The sequence below is a fragment of the Sulfitobacter sp. 1A12056 genome, assembly GCF_043558125.1.
GTDB lineage: Bacteria > Pseudomonadota > Alphaproteobacteria > Rhodobacterales > Rhodobacteraceae > Sulfitobacter > Sulfitobacter faviae.
Genome location: NZ_JBIFFY010000003.1, coordinates 271,693 through 293,264 on the forward strand (window position 1 = coordinate 271,693; position 21,572 = coordinate 293,264).

26 protein-coding genes are annotated in these 21,572 nt (G+C 63.4%); 12 read left to right on the plus strand and 14 right to left on the minus strand.

The features are described from left to right. Positions 1 to 6: 6 nt before the first annotated feature. From ACGYLD_RS09505 to secG, 8 genes are all read right to left on the minus strand, one after another. Positions 7 to 744 carry a transporter substrate-binding domain-containing protein gene (locus ACGYLD_RS09505; protein WP_271687868.1) on the minus strand — a complete coding sequence of 246 codons (738 nt, stop codon included), beginning with the start codon at positions 742 to 744 and terminating at the stop codon, positions 7 to 9. A 24-nt stretch (positions 745 to 768) separates the two neighbouring features. Beyond that, positions 769 to 1,545 carry an ABC transporter ATP-binding protein gene (locus ACGYLD_RS09510; RefSeq protein WP_209219002.1) on the minus strand — a complete coding sequence of 259 codons (777 nt, stop codon included), beginning with the start codon at positions 1,543 to 1,545 and terminating at the stop codon, positions 769 to 771. Between the two features lie 111 nt (positions 1,546 to 1,656). After that, positions 1,657 to 2,097: a TerB family tellurite resistance protein gene (locus ACGYLD_RS09515; protein WP_271693284.1), complete on the minus strand. Its 441-nt coding sequence runs from the start codon at positions 2,095 to 2,097 to the stop codon at positions 1,657 to 1,659. A 36-nt stretch (positions 2,098 to 2,133) separates the two neighbouring features. Further along, entirely contained in the window at positions 2,134 to 2,571 is a 438-nt protein-coding gene (locus ACGYLD_RS09520; protein WP_209219000.1) for a TerB family tellurite resistance protein, read from the minus strand. A gap of 85 nt (positions 2,572 to 2,656) precedes the next feature. Next, entirely contained in the window at positions 2,657 to 2,950 is a 294-nt protein-coding gene (locus ACGYLD_RS09525) for a DUF1330 domain-containing protein (protein ID WP_067261008.1), read from the minus strand. Between the two features lie 3 nt (positions 2,951 to 2,953). Then, a complete protein-coding gene (locus ACGYLD_RS09530) occupies positions 2,954 to 3,745 on the minus strand; it encodes a 23S rRNA (adenine(2030)-N(6))-methyltransferase RlmJ (RefSeq protein ID WP_271693286.1) in 792 nt (263 codons plus the stop codon). Positions 3,746 to 4,059: 314 nt separating this feature from the next. Further along, a complete protein-coding gene (locus ACGYLD_RS09535) occupies positions 4,060 to 5,703 on the minus strand; it encodes a CTP synthase (RefSeq protein ID WP_067262354.1) in 1,644 nt (547 codons plus the stop codon). A gap of 179 nt (positions 5,704 to 5,882) precedes the next feature. Continuing rightward, the gene (gene secG, locus ACGYLD_RS09540; RefSeq protein WP_067262351.1) at positions 5,883 to 6,248 is read right to left on the minus strand and encodes a preprotein translocase subunit SecG; all 366 of its coding nucleotides are present in this window, start codon (positions 6,246 to 6,248) and stop codon (positions 5,883 to 5,885) included. A 341-nt stretch (positions 6,249 to 6,589) separates the two neighbouring features. Between secG and nthA the strand changes: the two genes are divergently transcribed. The 5 genes from nthA to ACGYLD_RS09565 all read left to right on the plus strand — a co-directional run bounded on the left by nthA (position 6,590) and on the right by ACGYLD_RS09565 (position 9,809). Next, positions 6,590 to 7,207, plus strand: coding sequence for a nitrile hydratase subunit alpha (nthA, locus tag ACGYLD_RS09545; RefSeq protein ID WP_271693288.1), 618 nt, complete (start codon positions 6,590 to 6,592; stop codon positions 7,205 to 7,207). Next, on the plus strand, positions 7,204 to 7,878 hold the full coding sequence (nthB, locus tag ACGYLD_RS09550) for a nitrile hydratase subunit beta (RefSeq protein ID WP_271693289.1): 675 nt from the start codon (positions 7,204 to 7,206) through the stop codon (positions 7,876 to 7,878). The genes nthA and nthB overlap by 4 nt, the downstream gene beginning before the upstream one ends. Beyond that, positions 7,875 to 8,201, plus strand: a complete 327-nt coding sequence (locus tag ACGYLD_RS09555) for a nitrile hydratase accessory protein (protein WP_271693290.1) — start codon at positions 7,875 to 7,877, stop codon at positions 8,199 to 8,201. The genes nthB and ACGYLD_RS09555 overlap by 4 nt, the downstream gene beginning before the upstream one ends. Positions 8,202 to 8,281: 80 nt before the next feature. Beyond that, positions 8,282 to 9,577 carry an adenylosuccinate synthase gene (locus ACGYLD_RS09560; RefSeq protein WP_067262332.1) on the plus strand — a complete coding sequence of 432 codons (1,296 nt, stop codon included), beginning with the start codon at positions 8,282 to 8,284 and terminating at the stop codon, positions 9,575 to 9,577. 4 nt (positions 9,578 to 9,581) lie between these two features. Further along, positions 9,582 to 9,809, plus strand: coding sequence for a DUF2842 domain-containing protein (locus ACGYLD_RS09565; protein WP_067262328.1), 228 nt, complete (start codon positions 9,582 to 9,584; stop codon positions 9,807 to 9,809). A 58-nt stretch (positions 9,810 to 9,867) separates the two neighbouring features. Here ACGYLD_RS09565 and ACGYLD_RS09570 read toward each other — a convergent pair whose 3' ends face one another. Next, entirely contained in the window at positions 9,868 to 12,015 is a 2,148-nt protein-coding gene (locus ACGYLD_RS09570; RefSeq protein WP_271693291.1) for a hypothetical protein, read from the minus strand. 53 nt (positions 12,016 to 12,068) lie between these two features. On the opposite strand from ACGYLD_RS09570, the gene ACGYLD_RS09575 reads away from it, so the two are divergent. Continuing rightward, the gene (locus tag ACGYLD_RS09575) at positions 12,069 to 12,764 is read left to right on the plus strand and encodes a thiamine diphosphokinase (RefSeq protein WP_333909706.1); all 696 of its coding nucleotides are present in this window, start codon (positions 12,069 to 12,071) and stop codon (positions 12,762 to 12,764) included. On the opposite strand, the gene ACGYLD_RS09580 is transcribed toward ACGYLD_RS09575, so the two are convergent. Both ACGYLD_RS09580 and ACGYLD_RS09585 read right to left on the minus strand, forming a co-directional pair. Beyond that, positions 12,700 to 13,626 (minus strand): DMT family transporter, encoded by a 927-nt coding sequence (locus tag ACGYLD_RS09580; protein WP_394402284.1) that lies wholly within the window; start codon positions 13,624 to 13,626, stop codon positions 12,700 to 12,702. The two genes, ACGYLD_RS09575 and ACGYLD_RS09580, sit on opposite strands and share 65 nt — an antisense overlap. 226 nt (positions 13,627 to 13,852) lie before the next feature. Then, the gene (locus tag ACGYLD_RS09585; protein ID WP_394402287.1) at positions 13,853 to 15,244 is read right to left on the minus strand and encodes a diguanylate cyclase; all 1,392 of its coding nucleotides are present in this window, start codon (positions 15,242 to 15,244) and stop codon (positions 13,853 to 13,855) included. 98 nt (positions 15,245 to 15,342) lie between these two features. On the opposite strand from ACGYLD_RS09585, the gene ACGYLD_RS09590 reads away from it, so the two are divergent. Together ACGYLD_RS09590 and ACGYLD_RS09595 are read left to right on the plus strand one after the other, a co-directional pair. Further along, on the plus strand, positions 15,343 to 15,627 hold the full coding sequence (locus ACGYLD_RS09590) for a DUF3572 domain-containing protein (protein ID WP_271687853.1): 285 nt from the start codon (positions 15,343 to 15,345) through the stop codon (positions 15,625 to 15,627). Beyond that, positions 15,618 to 16,313, plus strand: coding sequence for an HAD family hydrolase (locus ACGYLD_RS09595; RefSeq protein WP_271693296.1), 696 nt, complete (start codon positions 15,618 to 15,620; stop codon positions 16,311 to 16,313). The genes ACGYLD_RS09590 and ACGYLD_RS09595 overlap by 10 nt, the downstream gene beginning before the upstream one ends. 7 nt (positions 16,314 to 16,320) lie before the next feature. Here ACGYLD_RS09595 and ACGYLD_RS09600 read toward each other — a convergent pair whose 3' ends face one another. The 3 genes from ACGYLD_RS09600 to ACGYLD_RS09610 form a co-directional block, all read right to left on the minus strand. Continuing rightward, complete coding sequence (locus tag ACGYLD_RS09600; protein WP_271693297.1) at positions 16,321 to 16,842, minus strand: DUF421 domain-containing protein; 522 nt, start codon at positions 16,840 to 16,842, stop codon at positions 16,321 to 16,323. Further along, positions 16,842 to 17,489, minus strand: a complete 648-nt coding sequence (locus ACGYLD_RS09605) for a DUF998 domain-containing protein (RefSeq protein ID WP_394402291.1) — start codon at positions 17,487 to 17,489, stop codon at positions 16,842 to 16,844. The genes ACGYLD_RS09600 and ACGYLD_RS09605 overlap by 1 nt, the downstream gene beginning before the upstream one ends. A 66-nt stretch (positions 17,490 to 17,555) precedes the next feature. After that, the gene (locus ACGYLD_RS09610) at positions 17,556 to 17,702 is read right to left on the minus strand and encodes a hypothetical protein (protein ID WP_156505607.1); all 147 of its coding nucleotides are present in this window, start codon (positions 17,700 to 17,702) and stop codon (positions 17,556 to 17,558) included. Between the two features lie 197 nt (positions 17,703 to 17,899). On the opposite strand from ACGYLD_RS09610, the gene ACGYLD_RS09615 reads away from it, so the two are divergent. Genes ACGYLD_RS09615 through ACGYLD_RS09630 form a run of 4 tightly spaced genes read left to right on the plus strand, consistent with a single transcriptional unit; the run spans position 17,900 to position 21,571 of the window. Next, the gene (locus ACGYLD_RS09615; RefSeq protein WP_271693298.1) at positions 17,900 to 18,484 is read left to right on the plus strand and encodes a heme NO-binding domain-containing protein; all 585 of its coding nucleotides are present in this window, start codon (positions 17,900 to 17,902) and stop codon (positions 18,482 to 18,484) included. Beyond that, complete coding sequence (locus ACGYLD_RS09620; RefSeq protein WP_394402295.1) at positions 18,481 to 19,506, plus strand: diguanylate cyclase domain-containing protein; 1,026 nt, start codon at positions 18,481 to 18,483, stop codon at positions 19,504 to 19,506. The genes ACGYLD_RS09615 and ACGYLD_RS09620 overlap by 4 nt, the downstream gene beginning before the upstream one ends. A gap of 44 nt (positions 19,507 to 19,550) precedes the next feature. After that, entirely contained in the window at positions 19,551 to 20,642 is a 1,092-nt protein-coding gene (locus ACGYLD_RS09625; protein WP_394402298.1) for a glycosyltransferase family 2 protein, read from the plus strand. After that, positions 20,639 to 21,571, plus strand: a complete 933-nt coding sequence (locus ACGYLD_RS09630; protein WP_271693301.1) for a glycosyltransferase family 2 protein — start codon at positions 20,639 to 20,641, stop codon at positions 21,569 to 21,571. Before ACGYLD_RS09625 ends, ACGYLD_RS09630 begins: the two co-directional genes overlap by 4 nt. The last annotated feature ends 1 nt before the right edge of the window (position 21,572 follow it).

Consider the following 21,572-nt stretch of genomic DNA (forward strand, 5'->3'; position numbering starts at 1 on the left):
ATGGAATCACTCGTAGGTGGTGGTGTCTTCGCCGAACCACTTCTTGAGCATCTCGTTGAGCGTACCGTCTTCCTTCATCTCTGTGATGACGGCGTCGAAGGTGTCGCGCAGTTCGGTGTCGGACTGGCGCAGGCCCATGCCGATGCCACCGCCGAGCGGCACATCGTCGCCCACGAACATCAGCTCACCGCCGGATTCCTCGACGATCGGCACGAGGTAATCCTTGTCGGCGAAGACCGCATCGGCCTCACCGTTGCGCACGGCGGCGACGGTCTCTTCCGGGGTTGCGAATTCGATCAGCGTGGCGCCGCTTTCGGCGACATAGCCCGCCTGGATGGTTGCGGTCTGACCGGCGACAACGCCGCCTTCGAGGTCCGCGTCCTCAGAAGCCGCGACATAGGCCGAGGCGGTGGGCGGATAGTAGTTCTGCGTGAAGGCGATGACTTCCTTACGCTCGTCGGTGATGCTCATGCCCGCCATGATGGTGTCGTAGTTGCCCGACACGAGGTTGGGGATGATGCTGTCCCAGTCGTTCTTGACCCATTCGCAGGTCAGCTCGGCGCGCTCGCACAGCTCGTCGCCCAGCTCACGCTCGAACCCGTCGACTTCGCCGGCGTCGTTGATGAAGTTGTAGGGGGGGTAGGCGCCCTCGGTGCCCATGCGGATGGTTTTGCCATGGGCTTCGGCCATCGCGAAGCCAGCGGTCATGCTGAGCGCGACGCTTGCCAGTAGGATCTTTTTCATTTGGTAACTCCCTTTGGTTCTTGTTTACGCAGGCTGGGTTGCCGAAAGGAACCCACGCAGACGTTCCGATTTGGGCGCGCCGAAGACCTCTTCGGGCGTCCCTTGTTCCTCGATCAGACCTTGGTGCAAAAAGACGACATGATCGCTGACATCGGCGGCCAGTTTCATGTCATGGGTCACGATCACCATCGTGCGCCCCTCTGCGGCCAGATCCTTGATAACCTTGACGACTTCCTGCTCCAACTCGGGGTCGAGCGCGCTGGTGGGCTCATCGAACAGCAGCGCCTCGGGCTCCATGCAGAGCGCGCGGGCAATGGCGGCGCGCTGTTGCTGCCCGCCAGAAAGCTGGGCAGGGTAGACATCGCATTTGTCGCCGATGCCGACCTTTTCCAGATAGCCACGCGCGGCGCGCTCCACCTCCGCCCGGTCGCGGCCCAGCACGGTCAGCGGCGCTTCCATCACGTTTTGTAGGATCGACATATGCGCCCAGAGATTGAACTGCTGGAAGACCATCGACAGGTTGGTGCGGATGCGCAGCACCTGTTTGGCGTCCGCCGGACAGCGCTGGTGGCCGTCGCCCTTCCAACGCACCGGTTCGCCCTTAAAGATCACCTCGCCCTGTTGGCTGTCTTCCAACAGGTTGCAGCAGCGCAGAAGCGTCGATTTGCCCGAGCCGGACGACCCGATGAGCGAGATCACATGGCCACGCGGGGCGGTCAGATCTACCCCTTTGAGAACCTCCAGCGCGCCATAGGCCTTGTGGAGGTTCTTGATCTGGATAACCGGGGTGTCTGTGGTCACGGAAACTGTCGCCAATCTGTCATTTCAGTGCGCTATAAAGCGACGAATCGACGGAAATTGCAACGCAGAGTTTGCCCCGCGTTGCATCACAGTCCCGGTGCTGACGCTAGGTCAGTTTTCTTTGGCAACACGCTGGCGCGCCATGGCGCTGTCGGTATCGGTGACGCCCAATAGGTTCGACACCAGCCGCAGCAGCGCGTCTTCTTCGTCGGAACGGCTGCCGTCGGCCAGAACCACCTGCCAAAGTGCCTCGATGACCTCCAGCCGGTGCTCATAGGGCACCGCATCCTTGATCGCGCGGGTAAAGCGCACGGTGTCGGGGGCTTGGGCCTCAAGCTCTTCGGCCTCTTTACGCAGGGCGATGGCGTCGGCCTCGTTCAGGCCGTAGCGCTCGGCGGCGATCCGGTCGATCAGGCGCCGCTCGCTCATTGCGTAGTCATTGTCGGACCGGGCGATGCGCACCAAAAGCGCGGTCAGCGCAAGGCGGGCGTCATTATCGGCCAATGGATCGGGTTCGGGCTGGGTCAGCCGTCTGAGAAAGTCACCAAACATATATGCGTCATCATCCTGCTGCGGGAAAAGGGAATGTCATAGCGTGTTCAAAGCGTTAGCTCGGGCTGCGGCCATATCCTCATCCGACAGGCCAAGGGCGGTTTCGATGGCGACAAGCTGAATTTCCTCGTCATCGTTGCGCGCCCCGTCCGAAAGGGCCACCTGCCACATCGCTTCGCCCAATGCCTTGCGGTCGGCATAGTCGACCTCTTCGCGCAGGATGCGGGTGAACTCCGGCGTGCCGGGGGCGTCGCGCTCAAGCGCTTCGCAAGTGGCGCGCAGTTTCGCCGCCTCGATGGGTTTGAGGCCAAAGGTCTGCGCCAGAATGCGGTCGATCTGGCCGATCTCGGAGGCGCGGTAGTTGCGATCGGCAAAGGCCACACGCACCAAAAGCGCGCCAAGTGCCAGTTGGGCATTGGGCTGCGGCAAGGGTTTCGGCTGTGCCTTGCGGCGGGGGAACAGTCGGTTCAGCATGGGGCTCACTTATCGCAGGAAACAGGGTCGCCATAGAGGAAACTGCGCATCGGGGGCGCAGGTTCCTGCAAGGGGCCACATGGGCTTAGCCGTCATAGCCCTCGACGATGACCAAAGACCCGTCCGCCACGTTCAGGCGAATGTCTTTTGCCCGCTGGTAGCCGGGGCTTTCGTAACAGGCGACCGCATCGGCGTAGCTGTCGAATTCCAAAACAACGGTGCGGGCGCGCATCTGCCCTTCGCGGATCTGCTGGGTGCCGCCGCGGACAAGGAAGCGCGCGCCGTAATCCGCAAAGGGTTTGGCATTGGCAGCACGGTATTTGTCGTAAATCGCAGTGTCGTGGATATCCATGGTGGCGATCCAATAGCCCTTTGGCATTTGTTATCTCTCCTGTTGGGTCAAGGTGGCGAAACGGGCGGTGAGGTTCTGTGCCTCATTGTCGAGCCCGTAGGGGGGATTGATCACGAACATGCCCGAGCCGACCATGCCATGCCCGGGCCGCGCGGGCGGAAAGCGCACTTCGTGGCGCAGCGCATCGGGGTGGTTGGCGGTGAGCGTGTCGAGCATCGGCTCATGCGCGCGATTGGTCAGGATCGGATACCACAGCGCGATGATGCCCACGTTCCAAGCGCGGTTGAGTTTGGCGATCTGGCGCGGAATGGTCTCGTAATCGGTTTTGATCTCGTAAGAGGGGTCGATCAGCAGCATCCCCCGGCGCGGTGTTGGCGGGGTGAGGGCAAAGGCCATCTCGAACCCGTCGCTGAGGTGGCATTTCGCCGGGTAGGGCGACATCGCCAAATCAAGGGCGCTGTGTTCTTGCGGGTGCAACTCGGCCAGATGGATGCGGTCATCGGGGCGCAGCAGTTTGGCGGCCAGCAGGGGAGAGCCGGGGTAGGCGCGCGGGCCGTGGGCCTCGCGCAGCGCTTCCAGAACCTGCCTGTAGGGGTGATTGGCAGCGAACCAATCGCGCACCTTGTCGATGCCCTGCCGCGCTTCGCCGGTCTTTTCCGCCGCCGCATCCGACAGGTCATAAAGCGCCCGCCCTGCATGGGTTTCCAGATAGGTGAGCGGTTTGTCCTTGCGGGTAAGATAAGACAGCATCCACGCCAAAAGCGCGTGTTTCTGCACGTCTGCAAGGTTTCCGGCGTGGTAGATGTGTTGATAGCTCAGCATGGCCTAGCTGTAGCGGAGTGGTTGGCGGGTGCAACGTGAAAGAGGGGGGAGGGCCAGCGCCTGTCCGCGGGTGGGCGAACCAAACCGCGATCCATGCCACTTTATGGTGCTACCATGATGTGTTCTCGCAGAAGTACGCGCCCGTCGCGAAATCGCCTACCCGACGCAACGCAGGTGCGCCGAATGAATGATGGCACGCCTACGGCGTGGCGGGCGGGCAGGCGATGGCCCGGCGCCTGCGGCTTGATTCCGGGCCTTTTAGTGGTTGCCCGGCAGAAAAAAGGCCCGGCGCAAAACGCACGGGCCTCAAAAGCTTATACCAACCGCGACACATCCTTGGCGGCGCGCACGAAATCCTTGAACAGGGGGTGCGGGTCGAAGGGCTTGGACTTCAGCTCAGGGTGGAACTGAACGCCGATGAACCACGGGTGATCCGACCATTCGACGATCTCAGGCAGCTTGCCATCGGGGGACATGCCCGAGAACTTCAGCCCGGCCTTCTCAAGCTGGTCCTTATAGGCGATGTCGACCTCGTAGCGGTGACGGTGACGCTCGTCGATGGTGGTGGTTCCATAGGCTTCGGCCACGCGCGACCCTTCGACCAGCGTCGCGTCATAGGCGCCCAAGCGCATGGTGCCGCCCTTGTCGTCATCGACTTTGCGCGCCACTTTGTGGTTGCCCTGAACCCATTCCTTGAGGTGGTAAACCACCGGTTCAAAACGCTTTTTCCCGGCTTCATGGTCGAATTCCTCCGACCCCGCCGTCTTCAGGCCCGCCACGTTGCGCGCCGCTTCGATCACGGCCATCTGCATGCCAAGGCAGATGCCCAGATAGGGCACCTTATGCTCGCGCGCATATTGCGCGGCCTTGATCTTGCCCTCGGTCCCGCGCTCACCAAAGCCGCCGGGGACGAGGATCGCGTGGAACCCTTCGAGATGCGGACCGGGGTCTTCGCTGTCAAAAATCTCGGCGTCGACCCATTCGACCTTGACCTTCACCCGGTTCGCCATGCCGCCATGGGTGAGCGCTTCGGCGATGGATTTATAGGCGTCTTCAAGCTGGGTGTATTTGCCGACGATGGCAACTTTGACTTCGCCCTCGGGGTTGTAAATGCGGTCGGCCACATCTTCCCAACGCGACAGGTTCGGCTTGGGCGCGGGTGTGATCTGGAAGGCATCCAGAACCGCCTGATCCAGCCCTTCGCGGTGATAGGCGAGCGGGGCTTCGTAGATCGATTTCAAATCCTGCGCGGCGATCACCGAATCCGGGCGCACGTTGCAGAAGAGCGCCAGCTTCTCACGCTCTTTGGCGGGGATCGGCCCTTCGGAGCGGCAAACCAGAATGTCGGGCGCGATGCCGATGGAGCGGAGTTCTTTGACCGAGTGCTGCGTCGGCTTGGTCTTCAATTCGCCGCTGGCTTTGACGTAGGGCAGCAGCGTGAGGTGCATGAAAATACACTGGCCGCGCGGCTTGTCTTGGCTGAACTGGCGGATTGCCTCGAAGAAGGGCAGCCCCTCGATATCGCCCACGGTGCCGCCGATTTCGCAAAGCATGAAGTCGACCTCATCATCGCCGATGTCGATGAAGTCTTTGATTTCATTGGTAACGTGGGGGATCACCTGAATGGTCTTGCCCAGATAATCGCCGCGGCGCTCTTTCTCTAGCACGGTGGAGTAAACCCGGCCCGAGCTGATGCTGTCGGTCTTGCGCGCAGCAACACCGGTGAAACGTTCGTAATGCCCAAGGTCGAGGTCGGTTTCTGCGCCATCATCGGTGACGAAGACTTCGCCATGCTCGAAAGGCGACATCGTGCCGGGATCGACGTTCAGATAGGGGTCCAGCTTGCGCAGACGCACCGAAAAACCGCGTGCCTGAAGCAAGGCACCCAAAGCCGCCGAGGCCAGACCCTTGCCCAGCGACGAGACCACACCGCCTGTGATGAAGATATAGCGTGCCATGTGATCGGAGACCCCCGTGAATTCAAAGTTTGTTGCAGGCAAAAACCAGCCAAACGCGCTGCGGAAAACCGCAACACCACGGGATTTAAGCCTTACAGGATTCGTGCGTTTGAGGCAAGGCCCGCCGCAACATACAGTTGCGGAACCGGTCCGTGCCTCAAGGTTTTGTGTTCGTTAGGTTAATCGGCCGCAGGGACCAGCGGTGTGTTGCCATCCGCGGAAGGCGGCAGCAGGTCGTCGCCCGCGGGCAGGGCCGGGCTGCCATCTTGGCTCTGGGCGGGCGGTGTAGCACTCAGCCGGTCGATGACCGACGAGCCTGCGGATTTTTCCGCCGCGATGATGGTCAGCGTGATCGATGTGGCGATGAAACCGGCGGCGAGCGCCCATGTCACTTTGCCCAATGCCGTGGCCGCCGCGCGGCCCGAAACGGCACCGCCGCCACCACCGCCCATGCCAAGGCCACCGCCCTCGGACCGTTGCAGAAGTACCACGGCGATCAGGCCAAGAGCCAGAATCAGGTGAATGATCAGAACGACATTTTCCATGGGTACGACAGCTTTCGGTTTTGGTTGGCGGGTATCTATTCGTCTTTGCCCATGGGGGCAAGGGTGGATTGCCGCCGGGTGATGATCGGATCGGGAGGGGGCGGCCTAAGGGATCAAAGGCACGAGCAAAGACCGCCGCATGGGGGCGACGGTCTTTTGAAGCAGTACTCAACCACAATATGTAAGAGGGTTATCCTGGAATTAAGGTGGTGCAGACTCGCTTCGTAGGAATACTATAGCATGAAATGCGGGTAAATTCGCCCATTTTCTTTGCAGAGAAATGAAGGGATTGCCCGTGATCGGCGATGGACAGCCGAGTGCCGCTGGGGCAGTCTGCCGCCATGCCACATGATCATTCGGACCACGACCACCCCCATGCCCTCCTGCCGCCCGAGCCCGCGCTCAGGGTCAAAGCGTTGGAGACACTGCTGACGGCCAAGGGGCTTATCGACCCCGCCGCCTTGGATGAGATCATCGACACCTATGAAAACCGCATCGGCCCGCGCAACGGGGCCGAGGTCGTCGCCCGCGCCTGGAGCGATCCTGATTTCCGCGCGGCGCTGCTCGAGGATGCGACCGCCGTGGTGGCCGAGATGGGGTTCTTCGGGCGGCAGGGCGAGCATATGGTCGCGGTCGAGAATACGGATGAGGTGCATAATATCGTCGTTTGCACTCTGTGCTCTTGCTACCCTTGGCCGCTTTTAGGCATCCCGCCGGGCTGGTATAAATCCGATGCCTACCGCGCCCGCGTGGTGCGCGAGCCGCGCAAAGTGCTGGCTGAATTCGGCGTCGACCTGCTTGAAGAGACCGCCGTGCGCGTTTGGGATTCGACGGCTGAGGTGCGTTATCTGGTGATCCCGCAACGCCCTGCGGGGAGCGACGGCATGGATGTCGCCGCGCTGGCTGATCTTGTCACCCGCGACAGTATGATCGGCACCGGATTGGCCAAAGCGCCATGACCCGCGTGCATGACATGGGCGGGCGTTTCGGTGATGGCGCGGTGACGCCTGAGGGCGAAGACGTGGTCTTTCACGCCGATTGGCACCGCCGCGCGCTGGCGCTGACCTTGGCCACGGGGACGTTGGGCCAATGGAACATCGACGTGTCGCGCCACGCACGCGAATGTCTGGCCCCGACCGATTACATGCGGTTCAGCTATTACGAGAAATGGATCGCCGGGGTGGCTGATATGCTGGTCGCGCGCGGGGTGGTCAGCCGCGAGGAACTCTCGGGCGAAACCGCGCCCACGCCCAGCCCGCTGGCGGAAAAGGCGCTGAAAGCGCCGCAGGTGGCCGGGGTGCTGGCCCGTGGTGGTCCGGCGGATCGCCCCTCGGACGTCACGCCGCTCTTTGCGCCGGGCGACAGGGTCGTCACCCGCAAGCAGCCGGAAAACGCCATTGTTCCGGGCGGGCACACCCGGCTGCCCGCCTATGCCGCGGGTGCTTCGGGGCGGGTGCTGCGGTTGCATGGCACCCATGTTCTGCCTGATAGCAACGCCCATGATCTGGGCGAAGCGCCTGAGCCGCTTTACGCGGTGGCCTTCCCGGCCTCTGAGCTTTGGGCGCACCCTGAACATCCCCGCGATGAGGTCGTGCTCGACCTCTGGCAAAGCTATCTGGAGGCCCCATGAGCGCCCCGGAGCCCGTGTTCGAGGCGCCATGGCACGCGCAGCTTTTCGCGCTGACGGTGCATCTTAACGAAAGCGGCCTTTTCGACTGGCCCTTCTGGGCCGCCCGCTTTGGCGCGACTTTGGCGCGCCACGGGCTGGCGCGCGCGTTGAACGGCGGGGAGGACTATTTCAACGCTTGGCTCGAAACCCTCGAAACCCTGCTGATCGACGCGGGCCATGCCCGCCCCGGTGATCTGCGCGCCCTGCGCGACGGGTGGGAGGCCGCCTATCTCAGCACCCCGCATGGCGAGCCGGTGCATCTGAAGGCGGGGCAAAGCGTCTAAATCCGCTCCCGCGTTTTTTCGAGTTTCACACGCCTGCCACTGTCGCTATACGGGCGCGGGACATCGCAAAGGAATATATCATGGCCAATGTCGTCGTTGTCGGCGCCCAATGGGGTGACGAGGGAAAAGGCAAGATCGTTGACTGGCTCAGCGAACGCGCCGATGTGATCGCACGCTTCCAAGGCGGGCATAACGCGGGCCACACTCTGGTCATCGACGGCAAGGTCTACAAGCTGCATGCGCTGCCTTCGGGTGTTGTGCGCGGCGGCAAGCTGTCTGTCATCGGCAATGGCGTGGTGCTGGACCCGTGGCACCTGCTTAAAGAGATCGAGACGATCGAAGGGCAGGGGGTTGAGATCAACCCCGAGAACCTGATGATCGCGGAAAACACGCCGCTGATCCTGCCCTTCCACGGTGAGCTTGACCGCGCCCGCGAAGAGGCGGCGAGCAAGGGCACCAAGATCGGCACCACCGGGCGCGGCATCGGGCCGTGCTATGAGGACAAAGTTGGCCGCCGCGCCATCCGCGTGGCCGATCTGGCCGACGCCGCGACATTGGAGGCCCGCGTCGACCGCGCGCTGCAGCACCACGACCCGCTGCGCAAGGGGCTGGGTGTCGAGGCCATCGACCGCGACGCGCTGATCGCGCAACTGCAAGAAATCGCACCGAAAATCCTGCGTTTCGCTGCCCCCGTCTGGAAGGTGCTGGCAGAGAAGCGCAAAGCGGGCAAGCGCATCCTTTTTGAGGGCGCACAGGGCGCGCTTTTGGACATCGACTTTGGCACCTATCCCTTCGTCACCTCCTCAAACGTGATCGCGGGGCAAGCGGCGACCGGTGTGGGCCTCGGCCCCACCGCCATCGACTACGTGCTTGGCATCGTGAAGGCTTACACCACACGCGTTGGCGAAGGCCCCTTCCCGACCGAGCTTGAAGATGCGGACGGTCAACGTCTGGGCGAGCGCGGCCATGAGTTCGGCACCACCACCGGGCGCAAACGCCGCTGTGGTTGGTTCGACGCGGCGCTGCTGCGCCAGACCTGCGCCACCTCCGGCATCACTGGCATTTGTCTGACCAAGCTTGACGTGCTTGACGGCTTCGAGACGCTGAAGGTCTGCGTGGGCTATGAGTTGGACGGTGAACGGCTCGACTATCTGCCCACCGCGGCCGAACAGCAGGCCCGTTGCACGCCGATCTACGAAGAACTGCCGGGCTGGTCCGAATCGACCGAAGGCGCGCGCAGTTGGGCCGACCTTCCGGCCAATGCGATCAAATATGTGCGCCGGGTCGAAGAGTTGATCCAATGCCCCGTGGCCCTCGTCTCGACCTCGCCGGAGCGGGAGGACACCATTCTGGTGACCGACCCTTTCGCGGATTGATCTGATGGCGCTGAGCTACAAGGCGCGTCGCCGTTGGGCGCTGGTGATCCTGCTGATCGGGCTGCCGAGCTATATCGCCGTGGCGGTCTGGACGGTGGCCCAGTTCGACCGCCCGCCGGTGCTGCTTGAGCTTGGCATCTATGTCGCCCTTGGCATCGTTTGGGCGCTGCCGTTCAAATTTGTCTTTCGGGGCATCGGACAGGCCGACCCCGATGCGGAAGACGATCGTTAAAACCCAATAAAAAAGCGCCCCGCGGGGCGCTTTTTCGTAATCAGCGGTGGGCCGTGGTTTAACCCACGGCGCGGTGATCGGGGCGATAACCGATCTCATCCGAGACGGTGAAACGCCCGCCTTTGATCTTTTCGATTTTACCTGCGCGCAGCAGTTGACCGAAGGAGCGCAGCCCGTCTTCGCGGGTGAAATCCGGCAGGCCGATCGAGCGGACCTTGCCCATCAACTGCGGGCGAGAGAATTGGTCACGTCCCTCGACGAAAGACATGTATGATGCCGCCGCCTCAAGCAGTTCGGGCAGCTTGGTGGCACCCATGTCGGCGGCGAAATCGGCAAAGCTTTCGGCATCGGGGTTGGTTTTGACCGGCTCCACCACGGCGGCCACTCGGCGCGGACGCACGGGGCCCGCGCTGCGCAGCTTGTCGACATCGATGCGCTGTTCGGCCACCAGTTTCAGCGGGGCGGAGCGGGCATCGGCCTTGGGCCGCTCGGTCCGGGCCGGGCGGGTGACGGGGCGGCGCGGGCGGACCACATCGGCCAAGTCTTCGCGGTAGGCGTCATCCGAGGTCGCGGTGGTGGCGCGGCCCCCCATTGCTTCGTCGGCTTTCTTGGCGGCCACGGCGGCGCGCAGATGGGCAAAGGCATCGCGGCGCGTGGTGCTTTCGGCCTCATCCATCTTGCTGTCGGTTTCCGCCATCAGGCGCGACATGTCGGGGCCGGTCTCATCGTCGATGGTGGGCAGGCTGTGACGGGCCGCTTGCGCAGGCTCGGGCTGCTCTTCGACTGGCTCCGCGGCGGCTTCGACCTCTTCGGGCTCTTCCTGAGCGGGCGCCGCTTCCGGCTCGGCCATTTCAACCGCAGGCGCAGGCGTCTCTTCGGCCTCTTGCGGAGCGGCGGCACCGAGTTCGGCTTCCAATGCGGCCAATTCGCGGGCCAGCTCGTCTTCATCCTCGGGCGACAGGGAAGAGCTGCGCTTTTCCTCTGTCTTCGCGGCAGGTGCCTCTTGCGGTGCAGGGTCCGAGACCTCTTCAAGATCGCCCCGCGCCACGGCAGCTTCGAGATGCGCGCGCTTGACCTTGATCACGCGCCCTTTGCGCGGCAGGTCGGCGGCGTCGATTTCCGGTGCGGCTTCGGCTTGGGCTTCGGACTCAGGCTGCTCATCGGCCTCGGCGTCGAACAGGCTCTCGTCCGTCTCGGCGCTTTTGGCCTCATCCTCCTCTTCGGCCTCAAGCCGGTAGAGGATATCGGCGAGATCGTCGTCCTCATCCTCCGCAGCCTCCTGCGCCATTTCGGTCGCTTCATCGGCCTCCAGCGCGTCTTCGATGTCACGGCGGGCGGCGGCGATGGCGGCTTGGCTCTCTTCCGGCGCGGCTTGCGTTTCAGCGGTGGCGCGGGCCACGGGCGCGGCTTCTTCTTCGTCATAGCCAGCCGCTTCGTCTTCGTCCTGCTGGGCGACGACGGCGCGGATGCGCTGCAGCTTCGCGGCGATGCTGTCGGCAGGGGCGGCGCTTGCGGTGGGCAGCTCTTCGACGCTGGCCTCCTGCGCTTCGTCCTCGAAATGAGTCTGCGGCTGCGGGCTGGCGGCAAAGAAGGCTTCGGCTTCGCTGGTGTCCTCGGCCTCGGCAGCCGGTGCAGGCTCTGGGGCAGGCGCGGGCTCTTCAGCGGTCTCTGCGATCTGGGGTTCCGGTGTGGCGGGCGCTTCCACGGCGGCGGTGTCGGCGATCTCGGCCTTGAGGGGGGCGGGGGCCTCTTCCTCTACCGGTGCAGGCTGTGCTGCGACGGGGGCTTGCGGCGCTGCGGCCTCAGCTTGAGCCGGCGCGGCGGCGGGGGCCGCCGCTGGAGGCGCTTGGGCCGGAGCTTCGGCGCTTTGGTTCTCCAGCGCGCTCAGTACGATCTTGCCTTCTTGCTCGCGGGCTTGCACCCGGCGGGAAACTTCGCGCTGCGCGATCCGGGCGAGCATCTCGGCATCGGGTTGCGGTGGTTCGGCACCGAAGTAGCGGTCATCCGAGGCCAGATCGCGGAAATACTCGGCAATGGCCTTCATCGTGCCGAAGGAATCGTCGAAGCCTTCCAGCGTGCACGAAAAAGTGCCATAGGAGACCGTCAAGATTTTGTTGCTGTTCATCATCGGATGCTCGTCCTCTGCGGTGTTGCAGGTATCGTTTACCACGATGTCCAAGACCAAAGCGGCTCGAATCTGTGCCATTCAACGTATGATTTCAAGGCAAGATTAAGGCAGATTTCCAAAAGGGGCATTAATTGACCACTTCAGAGCATATCGTAAGGGAGGAGGGGCCAGTTACGCTGCTGGGCGGCGGAGAGGTCTTCGCGGGGGACATTGAGGCGGCGCTGGCGCTGGCCCCGACCTGCGTGGCGGCAGACAGCGGGGCTGCGGTGGGCGTGGCGGCGGGGGTGGAACTGGCCGCGGTTATCGGCGATCTTGATTCCGCCCCGGCAGAGGTGTTGGCCCAAATCCCGGCCGCGCGGCGCCACCGCATCGCCGAGCAAGAGAGCACCGATTTCGACAAGGCGCTGACGCGGATCGACGCGCCGCTGGTGCTCGGGGTCGGTTTTACCGGGGCGCGGTTGGATCATCAGCTTGCGGCTTTTAACACGCTCGCCACCCATCCACATCGCTCCTGCATCTTGCTGGGTGCGCATGAGATCGTGCTGCTGGCCCCGCCGCGGATCACGCTGCCGACGGCGGCGGGGGATGTGGTCTCACTCATGCCTCTGACCCCGGTGACGGGGCGCAGCCAAGGGTTGGAATGGCCGATCGACGGGCTGGATTTCGCGCCGGGTGGCCGGACCGGCACGTCGAACCGCGCCTTGGGGCCGGTCACGCTTGAGATCGATGGCCCTGATATGCTGCTGATTCTGCCGCGCCGTCTTATGGCGCCACTGGCGGCGCAACTGCTGCGGCCAGAGCACGCGCCGTGGCCCGCTCGCGCATGACGATGTAAAGCCCCGCGCCCACGGTGATCAGAATGCCGAGGCCCGCCAATGGGTTGGGCAAGTCGGAGAAGATCAACAGCCCAAGCAGCGTGGCAAAGGGAATTTCCAGATATTGCATCGGCGCCAAAGTGGCCGAGGGGGCAAAGCGCAGGGACCAGGTCATCAAAAGATGCGCCACCGTGCCGAGCACCCCGATGCCGAGCAGGAGGGTCCAGTCGAGCGCATCGGGTTGGATGAGCCGAAGCGGCGCAATCTGTGTCATGGTGCCAAGCGCAAGGAGCGGCAGGATCATCACCACCGCCATGACCCCGCTGACGGCCTGCAGGCTGATCGGATCGGTCTCTTTCGCGATTTGGCGCGTCACCAGCATGAAGAAAGAAAAGACGACCGCCACGACGACGGGCAGCAGCGCGGGCCAGCCGACATTGGCAAAGCTCGGCTGCACGATCAAAAGCGTGCCGAGAAAGCCCACGATGCTCGCGCCCAAACGTCTGGGGCCGACCTCTTCGTTCAGGATGAACTTGCCGAGCAGCAGCATGAAAAAAGGCATGACGAATGCAATGGCAACCGCATCGGCGAGGGGCAGGTATTTCAGCGCGGTGAACATCGCCGCGATGCCCGCCATATGCAAAAGGGAGCGTAGAAAGGTCAGCCGTAACACCCGGCCCCGCATCCGCCAGATGCGCCCGGAGTTCCAGACGATGGGGATCAGGATCAGCGCCTGAATGACAAAGCGGAGCAGCACCACCTGCCCCAAGGGGACCGAAGCGCCCAGTAATTTGGCCACCGCATCGCCCACGGGGGCGACGATGCAGAAGCCCATCATGAGGGCTATTCCGATGAGGGGCCGATCCTGTTGCATTGCGTTACGCTAAGGAAGCTTTGGTGCAAATGCAATCTTTGGTTGAAGTTTGATTGCTGTTGTCTCGTGCTTTTTCTCAGAGGCAGAGGCAGAGGCAGAGGCAGAGGCAGAGGCAGAGGCAGAGGCAGAGGCAGAGGCAGAGGCAAAGGCACGATCAGCACCTCGCTCTTGAAGGCAGAGGACCTTGCCCAACTTCCAGCGGCAACGCGCCCCGCCTGTCCGAACCTCAGGCCGCGGGGCGGCTCAGGTTCACCCGGTTCCGGCCATGGGTTTTTGCCGTGTAAAGCGCCCGATCCGCCCGCGCCATCAAGGCTTCGGCTGACAGCGGGTGGCCTTCCTCTTCCACTGGGCCGACGGAAAGACCGATGCTGATGGTCACATGGATCGGCTGGGGCGTGCCGGGAACGACAAAGCCGCGGTTGCCGATATCGGCACAGATGGCCGCCGCCGTCTTCTCTGCATCCGCAAGGCCGGTGCCGGGCATGACGATCAGAAATTCCTCCCCCCCGATCCGGGCCACAAGGTCCATGCCACGCAGGTTGTTGCGCAGCCGTTCCGCCGTTTGCACCAGAACGGAATCCCCCGCGGCATGGCCGTAACGGTCATTGATGCCTTTGAAGTGGTCCAGATCGGCGACCATTACCGAAAAGGGGCGGGCGGTCGCAACGGCATGTTCCGCGATATGGTCCAGATGGGGCAGGGCATAGCGGCGGTTGTGCAGCCCTGTCAGCGGGTCGAAAACGGCGGCCTTCAGCCCCGTGCGCACCGTGTCGCGCAGTTGGTCCGTCATTCGCTTGCGGCGCAAGATCGCATGCAGGCGCAGCGCCATTTCCGCCGGGTTGAAACCTTCGGTCATCAAATCATCCGCCCCCAGATCAAGGGCGGTGGCAGCAAGCGCTGCATCCGGGGCCAGCTGCACCACCAGCAGCCCGGTGTGGCGGGTCTGGGCGTTGGCCCGCAGGGTCGAGATCAGACGCAAGGCTGCCGTGGCGGGCACAGGGTCTTTGGGCAGAACCAAAACGAATGCGTCGGGCGGTCCATTGGCGGCGGCGCGAATGGCCTCTTCCGGATTGGCGAGGGTGAGGCGCGCGCGCAACTGAGGGCGGAGTTGTTTGGCCCAATTCACGCTTACCGCGCTGTCGGAATGGATGATCACACAGTGGCTGCGGGCGGTGAATTCCGCCGCAGGCTCCGCCAGCCCTAGCGCGCGGGTCGTATCCTCGCGCATTTCCCATTCGTCCGCCGCGTTGCGGGCGCGGATGAGGCTGCGGGTCCGGCCCAACAGCAACGTGCAATCAAGCGGTTTCAGCAGCACATCGCTCGCCCCCGCTTCGAGTGCTGTAAAGCGGTCGACGGCCTGATCGCTATTCCCGATGGCCAAGACCGGTAGCTGCGCGGTATCGGGAGAGGCTTTGAGCACGCGACAGAGGTCCGCCGCGCCGCCACCCGGCAATGTCAGCGCGCAGATCACCAGATCCGGCGGGTTTTCCCGCAGGCAGGCCAAAGCCTCTTCCATGTCTTCGGCCTGAACGACGTGATAGTATGCCGCACAAAGCTTGACCTTGAGGGCGATGCGATTGGTCGCGATCGCATCTGCAATAAGGATGGTCCCTTGCACGACAACTCCTTCACCGTACAAATCAGTTTGATGCGAGAGTCTTTGCCCCCTAATGGTTAACAAAGGGTTTCCAACCTTCAGCAAAAGACGGTTTTCCAATGTCCTATACCCAAGACACCGCCGAGACTTTGGCGCTTCAGGCGCTGGGCTGGCTGGCGGCGAATGATGATCTGTTGCCGGTGTTTCTGGGCAGCACCGGTGCCTCCGAAGCGGACCTCAAAACGCAGGCAAGCGACCCTATTTTTCTGGGCGCTGTGCTGGATTTCCTGATGATGGACGACGCGTGGGTGATCGGGTTTTGCGACCATCTGGCGATCCCCTATGAGCGGATCATGCAAGCCCGCGCGGCGCTGCCCGGGGGGGAGCAGGTGCATTGGACTTAAGAAATGTTAAAGCGCTGCTGTTCGACAAGGATGGCACGCTTTTCGACTTCGCCGCGACTTGGGAGCCTTGGGCCGAGGCCTTCTTGCTGCGGGTCTGCGAGGGGGATCGCGGGCTGGCCGCACGGGTGGGCGCGGACATCGGCTTTGACCTCGCCACGCGCCGTTTCGCACCGGACAGCATCGCCATCGCCGGCACGCCGCATGAGGTGGTCGATGCCTTGGTCCCGCATTTCCCAGACCTGCTGCCAGCGGATCTGTTGGACATCATCAACGCCGAAGCCAGCGCCGCGCCACAGCGCGAGGCGGTGCCGCTGAAACCGTTTCTGCAAGGGCTCCGCGACCGGGGTCTGCGCCTTGGCGTGGCGACGAATGATGCCGAACACCCCGCGCGGGCCCATCTGCTGGCCGCGGGGGTGGTCGATATGTTCGACTTTATCGCAGGATTTGACAGCGGCCATGGGGGCAAGCCGTCGCCGGGGCAGTTGCACGCCTTTGCCGCCCATGTGAACCTTCCCGCCGCCTCTGTCGCGATGATCGGAGACAGTGTTCACGATCTGGAAGCCGCGCGGGTGGCGGGGATGCTGCGGGTCGCGGTGCTGACCGGCCCCGCCACGGCGGAAGACCTCGCCCCCTATGCTGATTTGGTCTTGCCGGATATCAGCCATTTGGCGGAGCGCTTGACCTGAGGACGCTTTATTTTTCGACCATGCGCGCGCCTTCGAGCAGCCCCTCTTCAAGGGTATCGCCATGCAGGACCGAGATATCGCCCGTGGTCTCCAAGACCACCGCGCGCACATCCGAGAAGCGCAGTGCATTGGCCTCTCGCAACTTGGCGATCAGATCGGCGCGCGCGACGCGGGTCTCGCTGAGGGCGGCATCGAAAATCTCACCCTCCCGCATCAGGATCACGGGTTCGTTCTGCACGGCCTGCTCAAAGCTGTCGGAAGCCTGCCGTATTTTCGCGATGACGAATTGCGCGCCGAGCAGGGCGGAGATGGCCAAGGTCGGCTGCGCAAACTCCGGCCAAGTGGTGGCCTGACAGGCGCCGGCTAGCAGCGAGCCGGTGGCGACCGTGGCGACAAAGTCAAAAGCGGTCATCTTTGAAAAGGTGCGCAGCCCGATGACCCGGACAACGATGATCACCCAAGTCAGCGCAATGGCCGAAAGCAGCAGCGCCCGGGCGAGGATATCCAGCGAGAGGTGATCAAAGAACATCAGCCATGCCCCCCATTCAATGCCCGGCCCCGTTGGATAAAGAACCGCCCCAGAAGCACCACCATCGCCATGGCAATCAGGCCCAGATAGCGCTCATAGACGCCATCAATGCCGGTGGGCAGAAAAAAGAACGGCGGGGCCGAGACCAGCCAGAGGAGCGAGATCACCTTGAGCGATTTGGCAAGAAAGCTTGATATATCGGCGAACCCCTTCGACAGCAGCCAAGGCACGGTGAGCATGATCAGGCCGAGCGCGTAGACCAGATAGATATGGATCACCACACCATCGGAATCGCGGTCTCCGTATTCGTTGCGCGCGCCGACCAGAAAGACGATGAGCCCCAGCAGGGCGAGCCCGATGGTGGCGATGCTCCACCAGCGGTCGCCGAAATGCACATGGGCGCAAAGCAGGGCGCAGGCGATGAGCGCGGCAGAGAAGGCATAGATGCCGATGTCGACAATGAACTCATACCGTCCCGCGCCCAAATCGCTGATCGTGTCGGCGATCCAATCGTGATCCGGCACGACGAAATCCGCGATCAGGATCGATACGGCGAATATCACACAGCCAAGAATGGCCACCCAGCCCAGACAGACCATAAACCCCGGCGCGCTGTGCTGCCGGGGTGCTGTGACGTCATTGTTCATGTTGCGTAACCCTTCTTGGCCGCCTTAGTCGGTCAAAGGTCCGACCCCGTGGTCGGACCCAAAGTATCAATCCGAAAGTCGTGAGCGTTCTTCGGCGTTGGGGCTGCCGGCGGGGGCTTCGTCCAATGTGGCCTCAGGGCGGTGCAGGTCTTCTTGAGGTTTCTTGGGCGGTGTCTTGTTCTCGTCCTTGGGGTGTTTGGGATCATCGCTCATGGAAAGTCTCCTCAGGCTGGGGAGAGACGGGGCATCGCCTCTTCTTCCTTTACCGAACGCGCAGCATATGGCGGCGGTTCCGCGCGCGGGGCGGGGCGGGGCGGGGCCAAGGCAATTTCCCGACAACTGTATTCATCAGGTCAATCTTAACCACTGCCCCCGCAATCTGGGGTTGGGAAAATGGGAATGAGGCAATCATGCACGGGCTTATCAACCGCAGCATTCAAAACTACTTTTGCGCGAACTACGGGCAGAGGCTCTGGGCCGATGTGGCCGCGCGGGCCGGGTTGGATTTCACCGAATTCGAGGCGATGATGACCTATCCGGATCACGTCACCCCGGCGGTGCTCGAAGCGGTCTGTGCCGTGCTGGACCGGCCCCTGGCCGAGGTGATGGAGGATGTCGGCACCTTCCTCGTGGCGCAGCCGGGCTATGAGGCCGTGCGGCGCTTGCTGCGGTTCGGCGGGGTCAGCTTCAGCGATTTCCTGCAATCGCTCGACGATCTGCCGGACCGGACCCGCCTTGCCCTGTCGGAACTGCATCTGCCCCCGGTCGAACTGCGCGAAGACCCCGATGGCCAGTATTCCCTGATCTGTGAGGCGCCGCTCGTGGGATACGGCTATCTGATGATGGGGGTTCTGCGTGCTATGGCCGACGACTATGGCGCGCTGGTGCTGTTGGAGCATTGCGGGCGATCCGAAGGCGTCGAAGCGTTGAAAATCATTCTGGTCGTGGCCGAATTCTCCGAAGGGCGCCGGTTTGAGCTTGGGGCGCGGGCATGAGTGGCGCAGGCCACGATCCGGCGGTTCTGGACAAGCTTTGCCCGATGCATCTGCTGCTCTCAGCCAGCGGCAGAATTCGCCACGCTGGGCCCACGATCCAGAAGTTGCGCCCGCGGACGCCGCTGGCGGGGCGGCGGTTTCTGGATACGGTCACCGTCAAACGGCCCCGTGGCATAGCGGGGATGGAGGACCTGCGCCGGGCGGCAGGGGTCAAGCTGCACCTCGCTTTTCGCGATGCGCCGCGGACCGAGTTGAAGGGCCTGCTGGTGCCGCTGGGGGATCGGCGGTTGATCGTGAACCTCTCTTTCGGGATTTCGATTTTCGACGGGGTGCAGGACTATGCGCTGACCAATGCGGATTTCGCCGCCACCGATCTGGCGATCGAGATGTTGTACCTGATGGAGGCGAAATCCGCCGCGATGGAAGCCTCGCGCCGTTTGAACCTGCGCCTGCAAGAGGCGCGGATCGCGGCGGAGGAACAGGCCTTTACCGATACGCTGACGGGGCTGAAAAACCGGCGCGCGCTCAACGCGGTGCTGGAGAGGTTGATCACCGCCGGTGAGGGGTTTGCCGTGATGCATGTCGATCTCGACTATTTCAAAGCGGTGAATGACCGATTGGGCCATGCGGCGGGCGATCATGTGCTGCAAGTCGTCGCCCGGATCATGCAGCAAGAGACGCGCAGCTCTGACATGGTGGTGCGTTTGGGCGGGGATGAGTTCACCGTGGTTCTGCCCGATGTGCGCAGCGAGGGCATCCTGCGCGGGATCGGCCAGCGGATCATCGACCGGCTCGAAGAGCCCATTCACTTTAAGGGCGAGGTCTGCAAAGTCTCTGCCAGCATCGGCACGGTCTGGATTCAGCGGGGTGACCGGCGATCGCGCGACGTGGTCTTGGCCAATGCCGATGCCGCGCTCTATGCCTCGAAACACGCAGGCCGGGCGCGGCATACCTTCTTTGACCCCGCCCTGCGCGTGGGGGGCGGGATGGTCGCCGCACCTGTCGAAAAGGGCGGCGGCTAATCGCTCGGGGGCGCTGCGGGGCAGGGCGGAAGGGCACGGGGGCAGTGGACCGCGCAGAGCGGCTGGCGTATCACAAGGGCATGAAATCGCCCCTGCATCTGTTCCGCCGCCTGCGCCAACGCCTGCACAACGCCCGCCGTCGCGCGCGTTTTGCCGCCTCCTTGCAGCATTTGCATGGGCCGAGCAAACTCGACACCGCCCCGGCCGAGGTGGTGCTGATCGCCTTGGTGCGCGACGGCAGCTATTACCTCGACGCTTTCTTTCGCCATTACCGCGCGATGGGGGTGCAGCATTTCGTCTTTATCGACAACGGCTCACGTGATGACACCATCGCCCGGGTCAAGGCCCAAAAGGGCACGGTGATCGACCGTTGCACTCTGCCGTTGGCCGAATACGAAGACCTGATCCGCCAATACCCCGCGCAGACCTATGGCAAGGACCGCTGGTGTCTCTATGTCGATATGGACGAGATTTTCGATTTCGAAGGGCGCAGCCAGATCGGCATCAAGGGGCTGACCACCTATCTCGACCGGCAAGGCTATACCGCCTTGGCCGCGCAGATGCTTGAGATGTTTCCCAAAACCAGCCTCGCGGCGGCGGCGGGGATGCCCTACAAACAGGCGCTGCAATCCTTCCTGTATTACGACATCAGCGCGGTGCGCAAAATCGATTACCACAGCCCGGAGATTCCGTTCTCCGCCCTGCTGGCCGACAATGCGCTTTCTAACGAGGCGGTGAAATTCGCTTTCGGCGGCGTGCGTGGCAAGGTCTTTGGCGAAGACTGCTGCCTGACGAAACATCCGCTGATTTTCAATGGGCCAGAGGTCACGCCCGCGCCGCATCCGCATCTCTCTTCGGGGGTGCGGGTGGCGGATATGACGGCGGTGATCAAGCACTATAAATTCGCCAATGACGCCGCCGCGCGGGATGCCGAGACGCTGGGCGCGGGCAACCTGTCTCATGGCGAAGACGCGCGGCGCATGGCGGTGATCGGGCAGAACCCTGATGTGTCGCTCTTCTCGCTGGACGCGCGGCGCTGGAACCGGGTCGAACTTCTCTATCGTGCGGGCTTTCTGGTGCCGTCGGAGGCCTATAGCGCCCATGTCGCCGCTTGGCGTGATGAGCATGCCGCATGAGCATCGGTGCTGTCGTCATCGGCCGGAATGAGGGCGCGCGGTTGGAGCGGTCCTTGCAAGGACTGGCAGGGCAGGTGACGCAGATCGTCTATGTCGACAGCGGCTCGACCGATGGCTCGGTCGCCATGGCGCGGGGGCTGGGGGCCGAGGTGATCGAGCTTGACATGCAGCAGCCCTTCACCGCCGCGCGGGCGCGCAATGCGGGCATGGCGGCATTGGGTGAGGGGATCACGCTGGTGCAGTTCCTCGACGGGGATTGCATCCTTCGAGACGGTTGGCTGGCGGTGGCGGAGGCCCATCTGAGCGCCCATCCGCAGGTCGCCGTGGTCTGCGGCAGACGACGTGAGGAAAACCCCGAGGCTTCCGTCTACAACAGGCTGATCGACCGCGAGTGGGATACGCCCGTGGGCGAGGCGCTTGCTTGTGGCGGTGACGCGCTGATGCGCTTGGACGCGCTGCGCGCCGTGGACGGCTACCGGGCCGAGATGATCGCCGGGGAAGAGCCGGAGCTTTGCCAAAGGCTGCGCCGCGCGGGCTGGCAGATATGGCGGCTCGACGCCGAGATGACATGGCACGACGCGCAGATCACTAAGGTCGGTCAGTGGTGGCGGCGCAGCCTGCGGGCGGGCCATGCCTTTGCCGAAGGAGCCGCGCTACATGGCCGCGGGCCGGATCGGCATTGGGTGGCCGAAACGCGCCGCGCGCTGCTCTGGGGGGCGCTTCTGCCCGCCGTGATCCTGCTCTTGGCGCTGGTGCTCCCTTGGGCCGGGCTTGGGCTGGCATTGCTTTATCCGCTGCAACTGTTGCGGTTGATGCGGCGGGGCGGGGTGGCTTGGGGCTTCTTCACCCTGCTGGGCAAATTCCCCGAAGCCTTGGGCGTGCTCAAATACCACATGCGCCGCGACGGGCGGATCATCGAATACCGCTGAG

Coding starts and splice junctions, on each gene's coding strand:
- ACGYLD_RS09505 (WP_271687868.1), bottom strand. CDS start 744: ATGAAAAAGATCCTACTGGCAAGCGTCGCGCTCAGCATGACCGCTGGC.
- ACGYLD_RS09515 (WP_271693284.1), bottom strand. CDS start 2,097: ATGTTTGGTGACTTTCTCAGACGGCTGACCCAGCCCGAACCCGATCCA.
- ACGYLD_RS09520 (WP_209219000.1), bottom strand. CDS start 2,571: ATGCTGAACCGACTGTTCCCCCGCCGCAAGGCACAGCCGAAACCCTTG.
- ACGYLD_RS09525 (WP_067261008.1), bottom strand. CDS start 2,950: ATGCCAAAGGGCTATTGGATCGCCACCATGGATATCCACGACACTGCG.
- ACGYLD_RS09530 (WP_271693286.1), bottom strand. CDS start 3,745: ATGCTGAGCTATCAACACATCTACCACGCCGGAAACCTTGCAGACGTG.
- ACGYLD_RS09535 (WP_067262354.1), bottom strand. CDS start 5,703: ATGGCACGCTATATCTTCATCACAGGCGGTGTGGTCTCGTCGCTGGGC.
- secG (WP_067262351.1), bottom strand. CDS start 6,248: ATGGAAAATGTCGTTCTGATCATTCACCTGATTCTGGCTCTTGGCCTG.
- nthA (WP_271693288.1), top strand. CDS start 6,590: ATGCCACATGATCATTCGGACCACGACCACCCCCATGCCCTCCTGCCG.
- nthB (WP_271693289.1), top strand. CDS start 7,204: ATGACCCGCGTGCATGACATGGGCGGGCGTTTCGGTGATGGCGCGGTG.
- ACGYLD_RS09555 (WP_271693290.1), top strand. CDS start 7,875: ATGAGCGCCCCGGAGCCCGTGTTCGAGGCGCCATGGCACGCGCAGCTT.
- ACGYLD_RS09560 (WP_067262332.1), top strand. CDS start 8,282: ATGGCCAATGTCGTCGTTGTCGGCGCCCAATGGGGTGACGAGGGAAAA.
- ACGYLD_RS09565 (WP_067262328.1), top strand. CDS start 9,582: ATGGCGCTGAGCTACAAGGCGCGTCGCCGTTGGGCGCTGGTGATCCTG.
- ACGYLD_RS09570 (WP_271693291.1), bottom strand. CDS start 12,015: ATGGCACAGATTCGAGCCGCTTTGGTCTTGGACATCGTGGTAAACGAT.
- ACGYLD_RS09580 (WP_394402284.1), bottom strand. CDS start 13,626: ATGCAACAGGATCGGCCCCTCATCGGAATAGCCCTCATGATGGGCTTC.
- ACGYLD_RS09590 (WP_271687853.1), top strand. CDS start 15,343: ATGTCCTATACCCAAGACACCGCCGAGACTTTGGCGCTTCAGGCGCTG.
- ACGYLD_RS09600 (WP_271693297.1), bottom strand. CDS start 16,842: ATGTTCTTTGATCACCTCTCGCTGGATATCCTCGCCCGGGCGCTGCTG.
- ACGYLD_RS09605 (WP_394402291.1), bottom strand. CDS start 17,489: ATGAACAATGACGTCACAGCACCCCGGCAGCACAGCGCGCCGGGGTTT.
- ACGYLD_RS09610 (WP_156505607.1), bottom strand. CDS start 17,702: ATGAGCGATGATCCCAAACACCCCAAGGACGAGAACAAGACACCGCCC.
- ACGYLD_RS09615 (WP_271693298.1), top strand. CDS start 17,900: ATGCACGGGCTTATCAACCGCAGCATTCAAAACTACTTTTGCGCGAAC.
- ACGYLD_RS09620 (WP_394402295.1), top strand. CDS start 18,481: ATGAGTGGCGCAGGCCACGATCCGGCGGTTCTGGACAAGCTTTGCCCG.
- ACGYLD_RS09630 (WP_271693301.1), top strand. CDS start 20,639: ATGAGCATCGGTGCTGTCGTCATCGGCCGGAATGAGGGCGCGCGGTTG.